The 15,079-nt window shown below is 71.4% G+C and carries 13 protein-coding genes and 3 pseudogenes; 4 read left to right on the top strand and 12 right to left on the bottom strand.

What is annotated here, in order from left to right; all coding sequences use genetic code 11:
* Positions 1-798, top strand: a 798-nt coding sequence (gene pstA, locus AC2VNT_RS17070) for a phosphate ABC transporter permease PstA (RefSeq protein WP_486947982.1), incomplete at its 5' end; no start/stop codon positions are given.
* Between the two features lie 11 nt (positions 799-809).
* Complete coding sequence (locus tag AC2VNT_RS17065; protein ID WP_486947981.1) at positions 810-2,015, top strand: CaiB/BaiF CoA transferase family protein; 1,206 nt, start codon at positions 810-812, stop codon at positions 2,013-2,015.
* On the opposite strand, the pseudogene AC2VNT_RS17060 reads toward AC2VNT_RS17065, so the two are convergent.
* The 3 pseudogenes from AC2VNT_RS17060 to AC2VNT_RS17050 form a co-directional block, all read right to left on the bottom strand.
* Positions 1,996-2,588 (bottom strand): annotated as a pseudogene (locus AC2VNT_RS17060) (serine protease). The gene AC2VNT_RS17065 and the pseudogene AC2VNT_RS17060 sit on opposite strands and share 20 nt — an antisense overlap.
* 5 nt (positions 2,589-2,593) lie before the next feature.
* Positions 2,594-3,423, bottom strand: a pseudogene (locus AC2VNT_RS17055) (CbiQ family ECF transporter T component).
* Positions 3,420-4,688, bottom strand: a pseudogene (locus AC2VNT_RS17050) (ATP-binding cassette domain-containing protein); the annotation flags it as partial. The pseudogenes AC2VNT_RS17050 and AC2VNT_RS17055, both read right to left, overlap by 4 nt.
* Before the next feature lie 38 nt (positions 4,689-4,726).
* On the opposite strand from AC2VNT_RS17050, the gene AC2VNT_RS17045 reads away from it, so the two are divergent.
* The gene (locus AC2VNT_RS17045) at positions 4,727-5,527 is read left to right on the top strand and encodes a hypothetical protein (protein WP_486947980.1); all 801 of its coding nucleotides are present in this window, start codon (positions 4,727-4,729) and stop codon (positions 5,525-5,527) included.
* Between the two features lie 24 nt (positions 5,528-5,551).
* Here AC2VNT_RS17045 and AC2VNT_RS17040 read toward each other — a convergent pair whose 3' ends face one another.
* From AC2VNT_RS17040 to AC2VNT_RS17015, 6 genes are all read right to left on the bottom strand, one after another.
* Positions 5,552-6,685: an acetate kinase gene (locus tag AC2VNT_RS17040; RefSeq protein WP_486947979.1), complete on the bottom strand. Its 1,134-nt coding sequence runs from the start codon at positions 6,683-6,685 to the stop codon at positions 5,552-5,554.
* Complete coding sequence (gene pta / locus AC2VNT_RS17035) at positions 6,682-8,754, bottom strand: phosphate acetyltransferase (RefSeq protein WP_486947978.1); 2,073 nt, start codon at positions 8,752-8,754, stop codon at positions 6,682-6,684. The genes AC2VNT_RS17040 and pta overlap by 4 nt, the downstream gene beginning before the upstream one ends.
* A gap of 41 nt (positions 8,755-8,795) precedes the next feature.
* Entirely contained in the window at positions 8,796-9,038 is a 243-nt protein-coding gene (locus AC2VNT_RS17030) for a hypothetical protein (RefSeq protein WP_486947977.1), read from the bottom strand.
* 66 nt (positions 9,039-9,104) lie between these two features.
* Positions 9,105-10,274 carry an acyl-CoA dehydrogenase gene (locus AC2VNT_RS17025; protein ID WP_486947976.1) on the bottom strand — a complete coding sequence of 390 codons (1,170 nt, stop codon included), beginning with the start codon at positions 10,272-10,274 and terminating at the stop codon, positions 9,105-9,107.
* A gap of 13 nt (positions 10,275-10,287) precedes the next feature.
* Complete coding sequence (purE, locus tag AC2VNT_RS17020) at positions 10,288-10,815, bottom strand: 5-(carboxyamino)imidazole ribonucleotide mutase (protein WP_486947975.1); 528 nt, start codon at positions 10,813-10,815, stop codon at positions 10,288-10,290.
* A 24-nt stretch (positions 10,816-10,839) separates the two neighbouring features.
* Positions 10,840-12,099, bottom strand: coding sequence for a 5-(carboxyamino)imidazole ribonucleotide synthase (locus AC2VNT_RS17015; RefSeq protein WP_486947974.1), 1,260 nt, complete (start codon positions 12,097-12,099; stop codon positions 10,840-10,842).
* Positions 12,100-12,216: 117 nt separating this feature from the next.
* Between AC2VNT_RS17015 and AC2VNT_RS17010 the strand changes: the two genes are divergently transcribed.
* Positions 12,217-12,876, top strand: coding sequence for a GtrA family protein (locus tag AC2VNT_RS17010; protein WP_486947973.1), 660 nt, complete (start codon positions 12,217-12,219; stop codon positions 12,874-12,876).
* On the opposite strand, the gene AC2VNT_RS17005 is transcribed toward AC2VNT_RS17010, so the two are convergent.
* The 3 genes from AC2VNT_RS17005 to AC2VNT_RS16995 all read right to left on the bottom strand — a co-directional run.
* Positions 12,825-13,349 (bottom strand): PH domain-containing protein, encoded by a 525-nt coding sequence (locus AC2VNT_RS17005; RefSeq protein ID WP_486947972.1) that lies wholly within the window; start codon positions 13,347-13,349, stop codon positions 12,825-12,827. The two genes, AC2VNT_RS17010 and AC2VNT_RS17005, sit on opposite strands and share 52 nt — an antisense overlap.
* 7 nt (positions 13,350-13,356) lie before the next feature.
* Complete coding sequence (locus AC2VNT_RS17000; RefSeq protein WP_486947971.1) at positions 13,357-14,154, bottom strand: biotin--[acetyl-CoA-carboxylase] ligase; 798 nt, start codon at positions 14,152-14,154, stop codon at positions 13,357-13,359.
* A gap of 30 nt (positions 14,155-14,184) precedes the next feature.
* Positions 14,185-15,079 (bottom strand): hypothetical protein (locus AC2VNT_RS16995; protein ID WP_486947970.1); only part of this gene is annotated, 895 nt, incomplete at its 5' end.

Raw genomic sequence — 15,079 nt, 5'->3', positions numbered from 1 at the left:
TGCCTCGGAGGCCTGGCGGTAGTGGTGGTGCCGACGGTGTGGATGCTGGTCGAGGTCGTCGGCCGGGCGCTGCCGGTCTTCCACTGGAGCGTGCTGGTGGAGAACACCCACGGCAACAAGGGCGGGCTGCGTAACGCGATCATCGGCACCGCGGTGCTCGGCCTGGGGGTGCTGCTGGTCGGCGGGACGATCAGCGTGCTGACCGGGGTTTACCTCTCCGAATTCGCCAGCGGCCGGGTGCAATCGGTGCTGCGCGGCGCCTACGAGGTGCTGGCCGGGGTGCCGTCGATCGTCCTCGGCTACGTCGGCTACCTGGCGCTGGTGGTCTTCTTCCACTGGGGGTTCTCCCTGTTGGCCGGGGTGCTGACGCTGTCGGTGCTGGCCATCCCGTACATCGCCAAGGCCACCGAGGCCGCGCTGAGCCAGGTGCCCACGTCGTACCGGGAGGGCGCCGAGGCGCTCGGCCTGCCGGTCGGCTGGACGCTGCGCAAGATCGTGCTGAAGGCGGCGGTTCCCGGCATCGTCACCGGCATGCTGGTGGCGCTGGCGCTGGCGATCGGCGAGACGGCGCCGATGCTCTACACCGCCGGCTGGTCGAACTCGGCGCCGACCGGCCAGCTCACCCACTCCCCGGTCGGCTACCTCACCTACCCGATCTGGACGTTCTACAACCTCCCGTCGAAGGAAGCCCGCAACCTCTCCTACGACGCGGCGTTCCTGCTGGTCGTCTTCGTGCTGGTGCTGATCCTGGTCGGTCGGCTGATCACCTGGCTCTCCCGGCGCCATTCGGAGTCGTAGCGTCGTAGGCCATGTCCGACAGCGCCGACAGCCCTGCCCGGCCGCCCAGGCCGCTCGACGGGTTCCGGGTGCTCGACTTCACCCAGAACGTCGCCGGGCCGCTGGCCGGGCAGGTGCTGGCCGACTTGGGCGCCGAGGTGATCAAGGTGGAGGCGCCGACCGGCGACGCCAGCCGGCAGATCACCTCGGTGCTGCCCGGACGTCCGCCGCTGGCCGCCTACTTCCTGCCCAACAACCGGGGCAAGAAGTCGGTGACGGTGGACCTGACCGTCGCCGCGGACACGCAGCGGATCCTGCGGCTGGCCGGCACCGCCGACGTGGTGCTGGAGGGCTTCCGCCCCGGCGTGATGGAGCGGCTCGGCCTGGGCCCGGCCGAGCTGCAGGCTCGCAACCCGAGGCTGGTCTACGCCCGGCTGTCGGCCTACGGCGGCAACGGGCCGCACGGCGACCGGCCCGGCGTGGACCTGATGGTGCAGGCCGAGGCCGGGATGACCTCCGGGATGCGCACCCCGGACGGCAAGCCGCAGATCATCCCGTTCCAGCTGGTCGACAACGCCAGCGGGCACGTGCTGGCCCAGGCGGTGCTGGCCGCGCTGCTCAACCGGGAGCGGCACGGGGTGGCCGACGTGGTCCGGGTGGCGATGTACGACGTCGCGGTGAGCCTGCAGGCCAACCAGCTCACCATGCACCTCAACCGGCCGACCGGCGACCGCCCGGCCCAGCCGACCACCAAGCCGGCCGGCACGCGCACGGGGGTCGGCTTCGCCACCCAGCCGTCCGATGCGTTCCGCACCGCCGACGGGTATGTGGTGCTCAGCGCGTACACCCCCAAGCACTGGGCCATCCTCTGCCAGGTGATCGACCGGCCGGACCTGGTCGGCGACGGTCGCTTCGCCGACCAGCGGTCCCGATCGATCAACTACGCCGAGCTCACCACCGAGTTGGAGTCCACCCTGGCCACGGCGACGTCGGACGAGTGGGTGGATCGGTTGCAGCGCAACGGTTTGATGGCGTGTCTGGCCAACACCTGGAAGCAGGTGGTGGGCACCGCGCTGTTCGCCGAGAACGAGCTGGCGCTGACCGTCGGGGAGGGCGACGACGCGGTGACGGTGGTGCGCACCCCGGCCCGGTACGGCTCGTTCACCGCCACCGCCGACGGCGCTCCGCCGGCGCACGGGCAGCACAACGACGAACTGCTCAGCCCGGCGTCGGAGTGAAGCCGGCGCCGGGTCCGCCCTTGGCGTCGAGGTCGTCGACGATGGTGGTCATCGAGGTGACCTCGGGCCGATCCCGCAGCGGAATCTTGCGCATCATGAAGTGGCCGTTCCAGATCCGGATCGGACACCGGCCCGGCTGCGGGAAGTCGCCGCGGATCATCCCGACCAGCAGGTCGTTGACGGTCACCGCCGCGCCGGCGTCGCCGACGTCTCCGCACAGGTACAGCAGGACGGTGTCCGGGTCCGCCCCGGGGAACAACGACACCGAACCGCAGACGACGCCACTCTCGCGGCTGTCCTTGCAGGCCCGCTGGCCCGGGGCCGCATTCGGTCCGATGCCGTTGATGGCGAACCCGGCGAACCCGGCCCGCCACAGGCCGCCGAGGTGAACCCCACCACGTCGCCGACGCGGTCGGTGCCGATCGTGGTCAGCGTGCACGGCGTGTCGTTCATCACGATCGCCGCGCCCCCGCCGATCACCACCGGGCCGTCGGCCCGGGCGGGCGGGCCCGGCAGACCCACCGGAGCCAACAGCGCGGCACAGACCGCGGCGACCCGACACCGGATTCCCAGCGATGTCAGTGCAGCCCCCCCGCGATCGTCGCCGCCACGGCGGCGACGCAGACCGCCGCGGCGATCGCCAGCGCCACCCAGTCGGCCGATTTCCGCCGGGACGGGGCCGCCGAGATCTGACCGGCGCCGCCGCGGGCGGTGATCGCGTCGCCCATCTCGTCGGCGCGGCGCAGCGTCACGGTGACCACGGCGACGGTGAGGTCCACCAGTTCGGTCGCCAACTGCTTGACCCGGGCCGTGCGGGTCCTCGCTTGGTGTCTGGGCCGCAACCGGCGGGCCGCCGGAATTCGTCGATCAGCATCGGGAAGGCCCGCAGCGCCAGCGCCAGCGCGACCGACCAGTCGTCGACCGGAATCCGCAACGGTCGTAGCGGGCGGCCCAACCTGGCCAGCGCCGGCGCGATCTCGGCCACGTTGGTGGTCCAGGACACCAGCGCACCCAGGCCGAGCAGCACGATCGACAGCAGGACGAAACGCAGGAAGGTCAGGGCGCCGCCGAGCCCGACAGCGACCGTGCCCAGGTGGATCACCGGAGCACCGCCGCCCAGCGCCGATATCGCGGCGGTGCCGGCCAGCACGATCCACAGCCAGCGCGGCACGGTCGGCAGCACGCCGCGGGGAATGTGCGCGATCCGCGCCGCGGTCAGCGCCAGCGCGCCGGTCAGCAGAATCGCCCACCACCCCGGGCAGACCGTCAGCAGCGCCGAGAAGCCGAAGACGACGATCAGTTTGGTGCCGGCCCACAGGTCATGGATGGCAGACCGCCCGGGAACCGGGCGCAACAGCACCACCGGGCGGGGTTGGCGGCGCCGCTTCGCCGGCAGGGTCGCGGTCACGCTGTCCCCCCGGTTGCCGCCGATGCCGATACCAGCACTCCGTCGCTCAGGTGCAGGGTGCGCGGGCACAGCTCCTCCATCCCGCCGAAGTCGTGCGAGATGACCACCACGGTCAGACCGGTCTCCCGCCGCCGGTCGGCGAGCAACCGCAGCAGGCCACGCTGGCTGACGGCATCCAGCCCGGCCAGCGGCTCGTCGAGGATCAGCACCCGCGGCGACCGCGCCAGCAGCCCGGCCAGCACCACCCGGCGCATCTGGCCACCGCTGAGCTGGTCGATGCGCCGCCTCGCCAGGGCGGCATCCAGGCCGACGACCGCCAGCGCCTCGACGACCCGGTCGTGATCGTGAGCCGAGAAGCCGGCCGCCGAGGCCACCTCCAGGTCGACACGGGGGCGCATCAGCTGCAGCCGGGCCGCCTGGAACTTGATCGCCACCGCGCCGACCTGCTCGTCGACCGGGCGTCCGTCCAGCAGGCAGTCGCCCGCGGTCGGTGTGGTCAGCCCGGCCATGATCCAGCCCAGTGTGGACTTACCCGAGCCGTTGCCGCCGTGGATCAGCACCCCGTCGCCCTCGTGCACCGTGAAGCTGATGTCGCGCAGCGCGGTCTTCGCCCACGGGGTGCCGCAGCCGTATTCGTGGCCGACACCGGCGAGCTCGAGCATCGGCGCGCCGGAGCTATGCCCCGACGCGGCCGTCGCCGCCGGGGCGGCCTCGGTCTGCACCATCGCGGTGTTGTCCACCGACGCGTTCAGGTTGACGGTGCGGCCGGCGGTCTCGGCCTCCTGGGAGTAGTGGGTGACGTAGACCAGCGTGGTGCCGTAGCGGTCGTTCAGGCCGGAGAGCACGCCGAGCAGTGCTTCCCGGCCGCGCTGGTCGACCATGGCGGTGATCTCGTCGGCGATGATCAGCGCCGGCTCCCGGGCCAACGCGGCGGCCACCGCCAACCGCTGCAGCTCACCGCCGGAGAGACCGCCGGTGTCGCGTTCGCCGAAACCGACGAGGCCGACGTCGGTCAGCAAGCGGTCGACGTCGGTGCTCTTACCGGGCGGCAGGCCCCAGACCACGTCGTCGGCGACCCGGGTGCCCAGCACCTGGCTCTCCGAGTGCTGCATCAAGATGGCGGTGCCACCGATCTGGCCGAGCCCCACCGCGCCGGGGCGCTGCACGGCGCCCGAGGTGGGCTGGCGGCCGGTCAGGATCAGGGTCAGCGTGGTCTTCCCGGAGCCGTTGGTTCCGGTGACCGCGACGTACTCGCCGGCCTGCAGTCCCGGGTGCTGCAACGGCGCAGCTCAGCCCGAACTCGGTGCTGTTCTTGCAGGTCGGCACCTCCTACCCCTACGAAATCGCTCTCGGCGCGGTTGAGGTCGCCGCCGGGGTGCTGCTGTTTTGGCCCCGCACCGCGACCCTGGGCGCCCTGCTGGCGCTGGCCAGCATGGCGGAAGTTTTGTTGATGAACATGACCTTCGGCGTGTCGGTGAAGATCCTGTCGTTTCAGCTGCTGCTGATCGCGGTGGTGCTGCTCGCACCGCAAGCCAGGCGGCTGGCCGATGTGTTCATCCTGCAGCGGCCCTCGCAACCGGCCACCCAGCCGGTCCTGTTCACCAGCGGCCGCGCCAACACGATTGCGACCGCGGTTCAGCTCGGGTTGGGGGCCTGGGTCCTCATCGGGTGCCTGCTCATCGATTCGCTGATCTGGCACGAATACGGCGGCGGCGCACCCAAACCCGAGCTGTACGGCATCTGGTCGGTGACCGACTTCAGCCTCGACGGCGCGTCGGTGCCGCCGCGGACCACCCAACCCGATCGGTGGCAACGACTCGTCATCGACGACCCCGACACGCTGACCTATCAGCGGATGGACGGCGAACTCGTGACCGTGCCCGCCTACATCGACGCGCACCGGATCAGCCTTTTCACCGCCCCGCTGTCGGCGACGCTCACCGTCGACCGAACCGCCCCCGACCAACTGCGCCTCACCGGGCGACTGTCCGGCCGGCCGGTGACCATGGCGTTGCAACGCGTCGACCTGAACAGTCTCCCGCTGCGCAGCCGCGGCTTTCGCTGGGTGCAGGAGTACCCAGACTTGTACCCGGGCTTCAAGTAAGCGACTGGACCACCAACCGGGAGCTCAGACGAAGCGCCACGCGGCGCGGGCGATTGCCAGCTCCTCGTTGGTGGGGATCACCAGCACCGCGACAGGTGAGCCGTCGACCGAGATGACACGCGCGCCGGATCCGGTCGCGTTGCGCCGCGGGTCCACCGCGATGCCGAAACGGTCCAGGCCGGCCAGCGCGTCGGCGCGCACCGCGGGAACGTTCTCCCCCACCCCGGCGGTGAAGACGATCGCGTCGACCCGCCCGAGCACCGCCAGGTAGGCGCCGACGTACTTGCGCAGCCGGTGGATGTAGACGTCGTAGGCCAGCTGGGCGGCCGGCGCGCCCGCCTCGATCTGCTCGCGCAGTTCGCGGAAGTCGTTGACCCCGCACAGCCCTTTCAGCCCGGAGCGGCGGTTCAGCAGCTCGTCGAGCTGCGCCACGTCCATCCCGGCGGTGCGATTCAGGTGCAGCAGCGCCCCCGGGTCGATGTCACCGCCGCGGGTCCCCATCACCAGCCCCTCCAGCGGGGTCAGCCCCATCGACGTCTCCACCGCCACCCCGCCGCGCACCGCCGACGCCGACGCGCCGTTGCCCAGGTGCAACACGATGGTGTTCAGCTCGGTGAGCTCCCGGCCGAGCACGACGGCGACCTGCTGGGAGACGTACTCGTGCGACGTGCCGTGGAAACCGTACCGGCGCACGCCGTAGCGGTGCGCCACCTCGGTGTCGATCGCGTAGGTCGACGCCGCGGCTGGCAGGGTGTGGAAGAACGCGGTGTCGAAGACGGCGACGTGCGGGATGTCTGGAAAGTCGGTGCGCGCCACCCGAATACCGGTGGCGTTCGCCGGGTTGTGCAGCGGTGCCAGGTCGGCGAGCCGGTCGATCTCGGCCACCACCGCCTCGGTGATCAGCGTCGGGCGGTAGAACTTCTCGCCGCCGTGCACCACCCGGTGACCGACGGCCTTCACCGTGGCGAGGTCCACCCCGGAGTCCACCAGGGTGCGGTGGATGCGCCGCAGTCCGTCGGCGTGGTCGGCGACCGGGCTCTCCGGCTCACCGATCTGCTCCACCAGCCCGGAGACCACGGCCGTCCCGGCGAGCGGGTCGACCAGCTGGTACTTGATCGATGACGAGCCGGAGTTGAGCACCAGCACCAAGCCGGTCACGGCGCACCCTGAGCCTGGATCGCGGTGATCGCCACCGTGTAGACGATGTCGTCGACCAGCGCCCCCCGGGACAGGTCGTTGACCGGCTTGGCCAGCCCCTGCAACACCGGCCCGATCGCCACCACGCCGGCGCTGCGCTGCACCGCCTTGTAGGTGTTGTTGCCGGTGTTCAGGTCCGGGAAGATCAGCACGGTGGCCTGGCCGGCCACCGCCGAGCCGGGCATCTTGGCCGCGGCCACCGTCGGATCCACCGCGGCGTCGTACTGGATCGGCCCGTCGGCCAGCAGGTCCGGCCGGCGCTCGTGCACCAATTTGGTTGCGGTGCGTACCTTCTCGACACCGGCGCCGGCCCCGGACTCGCCGGTGGAGTAGGACAGCAGCGCCACCTTCGGGTCGACGCCGAAGGCGGCCGCCGTCGCCGCCGACGAGACGGCGATGTCGGCCAGCTGCTCGGCGGTCGGGTCGGGCACCACCGCGCAGTCGCCGAACGCCAGCACCCGTTCCGGCAGGCACATCAGGAAGATGCTCGACACCGTGGAGACTCCCGCCGCGGTCCGGATGATCTCGAACGCCGGGCGGATGGTGTGCGCGGTGGTGTGCGCAGCGCCGGAGACCATCCCGTCGGCGATGCCCAGCTGCACCATCATGGTGCCGAAATACGAGATGTCGTGCATGATCTCGCGGGCCCGCTCCTCGGTGACGCCCTTGTGGGCGCGCAGCCGGGCGTACTCGGCGCCGAACGAGTCGAGCAGCTCGCTGGTCTCCGGGTCGATCACCTGCGCCGACGACAGGTCCACCCCCAGCTCGGCGCCGCGCCGGCGCACCGTCGCCTCCACCCCCAGGATGGTCAGGTCCACGATGGACCGGGACAGCAATCGCCCGGCCGCCAACAGGATCCGGTCGTCGTCACCCTCGGGCAGGACGATGTGCCGACGATCGGCGCGGGCCCGCTCCAGCAGCCGATACTCGAACATCTGCGGGGTCAGCACCGTCGCCGGCGGCACCCGCAGCTGCTCGACCAGCCGAGCGCCGTCGGTGTGCCGGGCCATCACCTGCAGGGCGGTGTCGATCTTGCGCAGCGAGTCCACGGTCAGCCGGGCGCCGGTGTGCGACACCCGCTCCGCGGTGTCGTAGGTCCGGTGCCCGGTGGCGATCAGCGGCAGCGCCGGCCGCAGCCCCTTCACCAGTTTGTCGATCGCCGGGTGCGGCAGCAGGCCGCCGTTGAGGATGATCCCGGCCAGCGACGGGAAGCCGCGCGCCTCGTGTGCGGTCACCAGCGCCAGCAGCACGTCGGAGCGGTCGGCCGGCACGATCACCACCTGGCCCTCCACCAGCCGGTCCAGGATGTTCTCCGCGGTCATGCCGCCGACCATCACGCCCAGCGCCTCGCGGCGCAGCAGCTCCGGGTCGCCGCTGTAGAGGGTGCCGCCCAGCGCGTCACAGAGCTCGGCCATGGTCGGGGCGGCCAGCAGCCCCACCTCCGGCAGTGCGTAGCCGAGCAGCCCGGTCTCGACCAGCGCGGCGACCACCTGGTCCAGCCGGTCCGGCGGGCAGCGGTTGGCGATCACCGCGATCGGCTGCGCGTGGGTGGCCCGCACCTCGGTGAGGCAGCGCGCGGTGATCTCGGCGATCGCCTGCACGCCACGGTTGTGGCCGTTGACGGCCAGCAGCAGCGGCGCACCCAGGTTCACCGCGATGCGGGCGTTGAAGCTCAGCTCGCTGGGGTTGACCACGTCGGTGTAGTCGCTGCCGACGATCAGCACCGCGTCGCAGCGGGCGGCGACGTCGTGGAAGCGCGCGACGATCTCGCCGAGCGCGGCCTCCGGGTCGGCGTATACCTGCTGGTAGGTGACGCCCCAACAGTCCCGGTGGTCGTCGAAGGCGACGGTGGCGTGCGCGCACAACAGGTCGAGCAGCTCGTCGGGCTCGTCCAGCGAGCGGACGATCGGCCGGAACACCCCGACCCGCCCGGCGGAGGCGGCCAGCAGCTGCAGCAAGCCCAGCGCGAGGGTGGACTTGCCGGTGCCGCCTTCGGCGGCGGCCAGGTAGACGCTCGACGTTTCCGGCATAGCGTCAGGTTAAACGGATCGCATCGACGGCCCGGGTCGGGTCAGCGGTTACCCAGCAGGCGCAGCACCTCGGAGAGCTGCCCGCCCATCTCCGCCATCCGGCCGTCCAGCCCATCCAACCGGCCGTCCAGCCCATCCAACCGGCCGTCCAGCCCATCCAGCCGGGTGTCGAACTTGGCATCCAGCGCATCGACCTTCAGATCGACGCCTTGTACCAGCTCGTAGAGCGCGGTGATGTCGGCGCCGTGCTGGCGCACCTGACGTTGGATCGCCGACTGTGACATCCCGGCGATCATAACGCCGCGGTCGGCGCCGGCGCGCCTCGAATTCCACAGCCGCCCAGGCTCCGATCAGCGCAGCAGCGCCCGGCTCATCACCACCCGCTGGATCTGGTTGGTGCCCTCGTAGATCTGGGTGATCTTGGCGTCGCGCATCATCCGCTCCACCGGGAAGTCGGCGGTGTAGCCGGCGCCGCCGAACAGCTGCACGGCGTCGGTGGTGACCTCCATCGCCACGTCGGAGGCGAAGCATTTGCTCGCCGCGGAGATGAAGCCCAGTCCGTGCTCCCCCCGCTCGGCGCGGGCCGCGGCACTGTACACCATCAGCCGGGCCGCCTCGATCTTCATCGCCATGTCGGCCAGCATGAACTGCACCCCCTGGAAGTGGCTGATCGACTTGCCGAACTGCTTGCGGTCCTTGGTGTAGGCGATCGAGGCGTCCAGCGCGCCCTGGGCGATGCCGACCGCCTGGGCGCCGATCGTCGGGCGGGTGTGGTCCAGGGTGGCCAGCGCGGTCTTGAAGCCGGTGCCCGGCTCGCCGATGATCCGGTCGCCGGGGATGCGGCAGTTCTCGAAGTGCAGCTCGGTGGTGGGCGATCCCTTAATGCCCAGCTTGCGCTCCTTGGTGCCGACGGTGAAGCCCTCGTCGTCGGCGTGCACCACGAACGCCGAGATCCCGTTGGCGCCCTTCTCCGGATCGGTCACCGCCATCACCGTGTACCAGGTCGACTTGCCGCCGTTGGTGATCCAGGCCTTGCTGCCGTTGAGGACCCAGTCGTCACCGTCGGCCTTGGCCCGGGTGCGCATCGCCGCGGCGTCACTGCCCGACTCGCGCTCCGACAGCGCGTACGACGCCATCGCGCCCTCGGTGGCCAGCGACGGCAGCACCTGCTTCTTCAACTCCTCGGACCCGCGCAGGATCAGCCCCATGGTGCCCAGCTTGTTCACCGCGGGGATCAGCGACGCCGAGGTGTCCACCCGGGCCACCTCCTCGATCACGATGCAGGCGGCCACCGAGTCCGCGCCCTGGCCGCCGTAGGCCTCCGGGACGTGCACCGCGTTGAACCCGGCCGCGTTCAGCGCCTTCAGCGCCTCCTCCGGGAAACGGGACTGCTCGTCGACCTCGGCGGCGTACGGGGCGATCTCCTTCTCGGCCAGCGCGCGGATCGCCGCGCGCAGCTCGTCGTGCTCCTCGGGGAGCTTGAACACGTCAAATGACGGATTTCCGGCCCATCCGGCCATCTCGACCTCCTAGTTACTCGCCGGTAACCTTACCGTCCGGCTTTTCCAGCCGGTTCTTCAGCGCCGCGTCCTTGGCCTGCACGGCCTCGGCCAGCTGGTTCTGGAACGCCACCATCCGGGCGCGCAGCGCCGGATCGGCCGCCCCCAGGATGCGCACCGCCAGCAGTCCGGCGTTGCGGGCGCCGCCGATCGAGACGGTGGCCACCGGCACCCCGGCCGGCATCTGCACGATCGACAGCAGCGAGTCCAGCCCGTCGAGCCGGGCCAGCGGCACCGGCACCCCGACCACCGGCAGCGGGGTGGCGGCGGCGACCATCCCGGGCAGGTGCGCGGCGCCGCCGGCGCCGGCGATGATCAGCTGGATCCCACGGCTGGCCGCGTCCCGCGCGTAGTCGAGCATCCGCGCCGGGGTGCGGTGTGCGGAGACGACGCCGATCTCGAACGGCACGTCGAACTCGGCCAGCGCGTTGGCGGCCTCGGACATCACCGACCAGTCGCTGTCGCTGCCCATGATCACCCCGACCCGGGGCTGCTGGGTCATGCCGCTCCCATCTGGCGGCGCCATTTAGCGCCGCTCCTCCGCATCGCTTCGCTCCGCATCGTCGCCGTCGAGCCACTCCGCCTGTGACAACCAGTGTGCCGCCAGTTCGGCGTCGGCACGAAGCTTCGGCAGGTCCGTCGGGTCCGAGCCGAGCAGGTTGAGATGCCCGATCTTGCGGCCCGGGCGCTCCGCCTTGCCGTACAGGTGAACCCGGACCTGCGGCAGCCGGGCGAACAGGTGGTGCAGCCGTTCGTCGAGGCTCATCGCCGGCGGCTCCGACGCACCCAGCACGTTGGCCATCACGGTCAGCGGCGCGATCGCGTCGGTGGCGCCCAGCGGGTAGTCCAGCACCGCCCGCAGGTGCTGCTCGAACTGGCTGGTCACCGCCCCGTCCATGGTCCAGTGGCCGGAGTTGTGCGGGCGCATCGCCAGCTCGTTGACCAGCAGCTCGCCGGCGGGCGTCTCGAACAGCTCCACGGCCAGCACGCCGACCACGCCGAGCTCGTCGGCCAGCCCTAGCGCCAACCGCTGGGCGGCCACCGCCCGCTGGTCGGAGAGCTCCGGCGCCGGGGCGATCACCTGCACGCAGATGCCGTCGCGTTGCACCGTCTCGACCACCGGCCAGGCCGCACCCTGACCGAACGGCGAGCGGGCCACCAGCGCGGAGAGCTCCCGGCGCAGCTCGACCCGCTCCTCGGCCAGCGCCGAAACGCCGGAGGCCAGGTAGCCGCCGACGATCTCCCGGGCCTGCGCCAGGCCCTCCGGCGCCGCCACCCCGCGACCGTCGTACCCACCGCGGGCCGCCTTGACCACGATCGGCCCACCCACCCGGCCGGCGAACGCGTCGAGGACGGGCAGGTCGGCAGTGCTGTGAATGGCCGCGTACCGGGGCACCGGAACGCCGAGTGCGGCCAGCCGGTCCCGCATCACCAGCTTGTCCTGGGCGTGCGCCAGCGCCCGCGGCGGCGGCGCCACGGTGACGCCGTCGGTGACCAGCGTCTCCAGCAACTCGCCGGGGACGTGCTCGTGGTCGAAGGTGAGCACGGTGGCCCCGGCCGCGACCCGGCGCAGGGCGTCCAGGTCGGTGTGCGATCCGATCACCACGTCCGGGGTGACCTGGGCCGCCGGGTCGTCGGGGTGTTCGGCCAGCACCCGCAGCCGCTGGCCCAGGCCGATCGCGGCCTGGTGGGTCATCCGGGCCAGCTGCCCACCACCGACCATGGCGACCCGGGGGCATCGCCCGGGGGACGGTTCGGCGGTGGTGATCTTCGGCACGGCGTTCATGGTGTCATGCCCGCTGCCGGGGGGTTTTGACGGCCACCGGGATGCCGTTACCAAGCCGTTACCCTCGTTATCCAGTAGTTACGCATCGGTCGGTCCGGGTACGTACACTGGCGTGCTGTGTCATTCACAGACGCCACGATCGCCCGGCTGCCGCGGGTCATCCGGCCGTTGGCCGAGCGCCATCACGAGCTGATCAAATTCGCCATCGTCGGGGCCACCACCTTCGTCATCGACTCGTTCATCTTCTACACGCTGAAGCTGACCGTGCTGGACACCAAGCCGGTAACCGCCAAGGTGATCTCCGGCATCGTCGCGGTGATCGCGTCCTACATCCTCAACCGGGAATGGAGCTTCCGTGACCGGGGCGGCCGGGAACGCCACCACGAGGCGCTGCTGTTCTTCGCGGTCAGCGGGGTGGGCGTGGTGCTCTCGATGGCGCCGCTGTGGTTCTCCAGCTACGTGCTGCAGCTGCGGGTGCCGGCGGTGTCGCTGACGATGGAGAACATCGCCGACTTCGTCTCGGCCTACATCATCGGCAACCTGCTGCAGATGGCGTTCCGGTTCTGGGCGTTCCGCCGGTGGGTCTTCCCCGACCAGCTGGCCGGCTCCGCGGAGTCCGGGCTCGAATCGGCGCTCACCGCCGGCGGGATCGCCGAGCTGCTGGAGGACAACATCGAGCGCGACGGCACCGTCACCCTGATGCGTGCCTGGCGGCCGCGCCGCCGTCAGCTGCTCGACGACGGCTCCGACGACTCGATGGTGTCGAAGAGCTCCTGATACAGCAGCGCGTGGACCTGCTCCACGTGCGGGATGTCGTAGAACTCCAGCGGGCCTTGGGCGGCCGATTCGACGATCAGCGTCCCGGCGCGCAGCATCCGGTCGATGATGCCGCGACTGAACTCCACCTGCGCGATGCGGGCCAGCGGGATGTCGAAACCGCTGCGGGTCAGCACCCCGTGGCGGAACATCAGCCGCCGTTCGGTGATGACGAAATGCGTGGTGCGCCAACTTAAAAAAGGCCACACGGTGAGCCAGCCCACCACCACCAGCCAGATCGCCCCGATCACCGCGAAGATCACGTTCTTGGCCGTCGGATCCCACTGCCGCGCGTTGACGACGCCGGCGACGAAAGCCGCCGCCGCGGTGGCCAGCAGCAGCATCGTCGCCGCGCCGATCAGGTGCTTGACGTGCGGGTGCCGGTGCAGCACCAGCTGCTCGTCGTCGGCCAGGGCGCTGTCCGGGTAGCCCATGGGACCCCTAGTCGCCGGGGCGCAAGTGGGTGATGTCGCCGGCCGACAGCGCCAGAGTCTCGGTGCCGGTGTCGACGCAGAGGCGGCCCAGCTCGTCGACGGCGGTGGCAACACCCTCGGCCGACCGGCCGCCGGGCAGCTCGGCCCGCACCTGGGCGCCCAGCGTGCAGCTATAGCGCCGGTAGTCCACCACCAGGCCCGGGTCGCCGCCACCGGCGGCGTGCCAGGCGCCGATCCGGGCCGCCAGCGCACGCAGCACCGCGACGGCCAGCGCGGTGCGATCGGTGTCCTTGCCGAGCATGGCCAGTGACGTGGCCGCCGGGTCGGGGGCCTGATCGGCGGTCATGGTGACGTTCAGCCCGAGGCCGACGACGATCCCCTGCCGGGGTGCGGCCACCTCGGCCAGGATGCCGGCCAGCTTGCCGTCGCCGACCAGCACGTCGTTCGGCCACTTCAGCATCGCGTCGACCCCCGCCGCCTCGGCCAGCGCGTCCACGACCGCGACCCCGGTGGCCAGCGGCAGCCAGCCCCACGACGACGTCGGAACATCGGCCGGGTTCACCCCGGCCGAGAGCGCGACCTGGGTGCGCGGCGGCGCCAGCCAGTGCCGACCGTGGCGGCCCCGGCCCGCGCTCTGGTGTTCGGCCAGCAGCACCACCCGGTCGATGTCGGTGCCCGCACCGGCCCGGGCCAGCAGGTCGGCGTTGGTGGAGCCGGTCTCCTCGACCACGTCGATCCGGTGCCACGCCGTACCGAGTTCGGCACGGAGCGCCGTCACGTCCAGCGGGGCTGCATGGTTGGCCATCACCGGCCAGGCTACCGCCCGCGGGCCCGTTCAGCCGGTAACCGCCGAGCGCACCGGTGCGTTCTGCCCGGCCGGTCGCGAGGCGACCGATGCCGCCGCCGCGGTGCACAGCCCGGCCACGACGAAACACGCCACGGTGTAGCAGAGGCTGCCGACCGGGTCGCCGTGGGCGGTGCGGCCGTCGACCGCGCCGACGTAAGCCGGCAGCGCGGTCAGCCACAGCACCGCCAGCACCACCAGGTAGGCCATCGCGTAGTGGATCATCAGCGGGTCGGCGTAGGGCCGTTCGATGCTGCCGCCGGCGCCCCGTCGCTTCCACTGCCGGTACAGCGCCGGCACCGCGACGGCGAACACCGCCAGCAGCTCGACGACGTAGCCGATGCCCTGCGCCGTGCCGCCGAAGGCGGCGCCGGCCAGCGTCGCCGGCAGCGGCAGGATCGCGGTGCCCAGCGACGCCAGCACGCCGATCAGCACGGTCCGCCAGAGCAGCTGCGGGCCGGTGAACCGGCGGCCGTGGTCGGCCGGCTTGCCGACCAGCCACTGGACGCAGAACGCCAGCGATAGCGGCCACAGCGCGGCGAACACCACGACGCTTCCCAACGGCACCGAGTCGAACATCGGCTGGTTCAGCGGGTTGTCCACCGACCACTCCCACCAGCGCAGCTGCGGGCCCAGGTGGTCGAAGATCTCGTAGAACGCGTGATGCACCAGACCGACGCAGACCGCCCCGGTCAGCGCCCCGTAGCGGCGGAACACCCCGAGCGTGCGGACGATCTCGAAGGCGACGGTGGCCATCGTCGGGTAGATCGCGACGATGTAGAGCGGCAGCCGGCCGCACAGGAAGTCGACGGTGAACAGGTTGTGGGCGAACATGGTGTCCACGTGGGCGTCGATGCCGAACGCCGCCGGGAAGTACAGCGGCGGC

The sequence above is a fragment of the Mycobacterium sp. TH-M15 genome, assembly GCF_057473705.1.
Note: the sequence above shows the minus strand (reverse complement) of the source record. Positions and strands in the feature narration are given on the sequence as shown.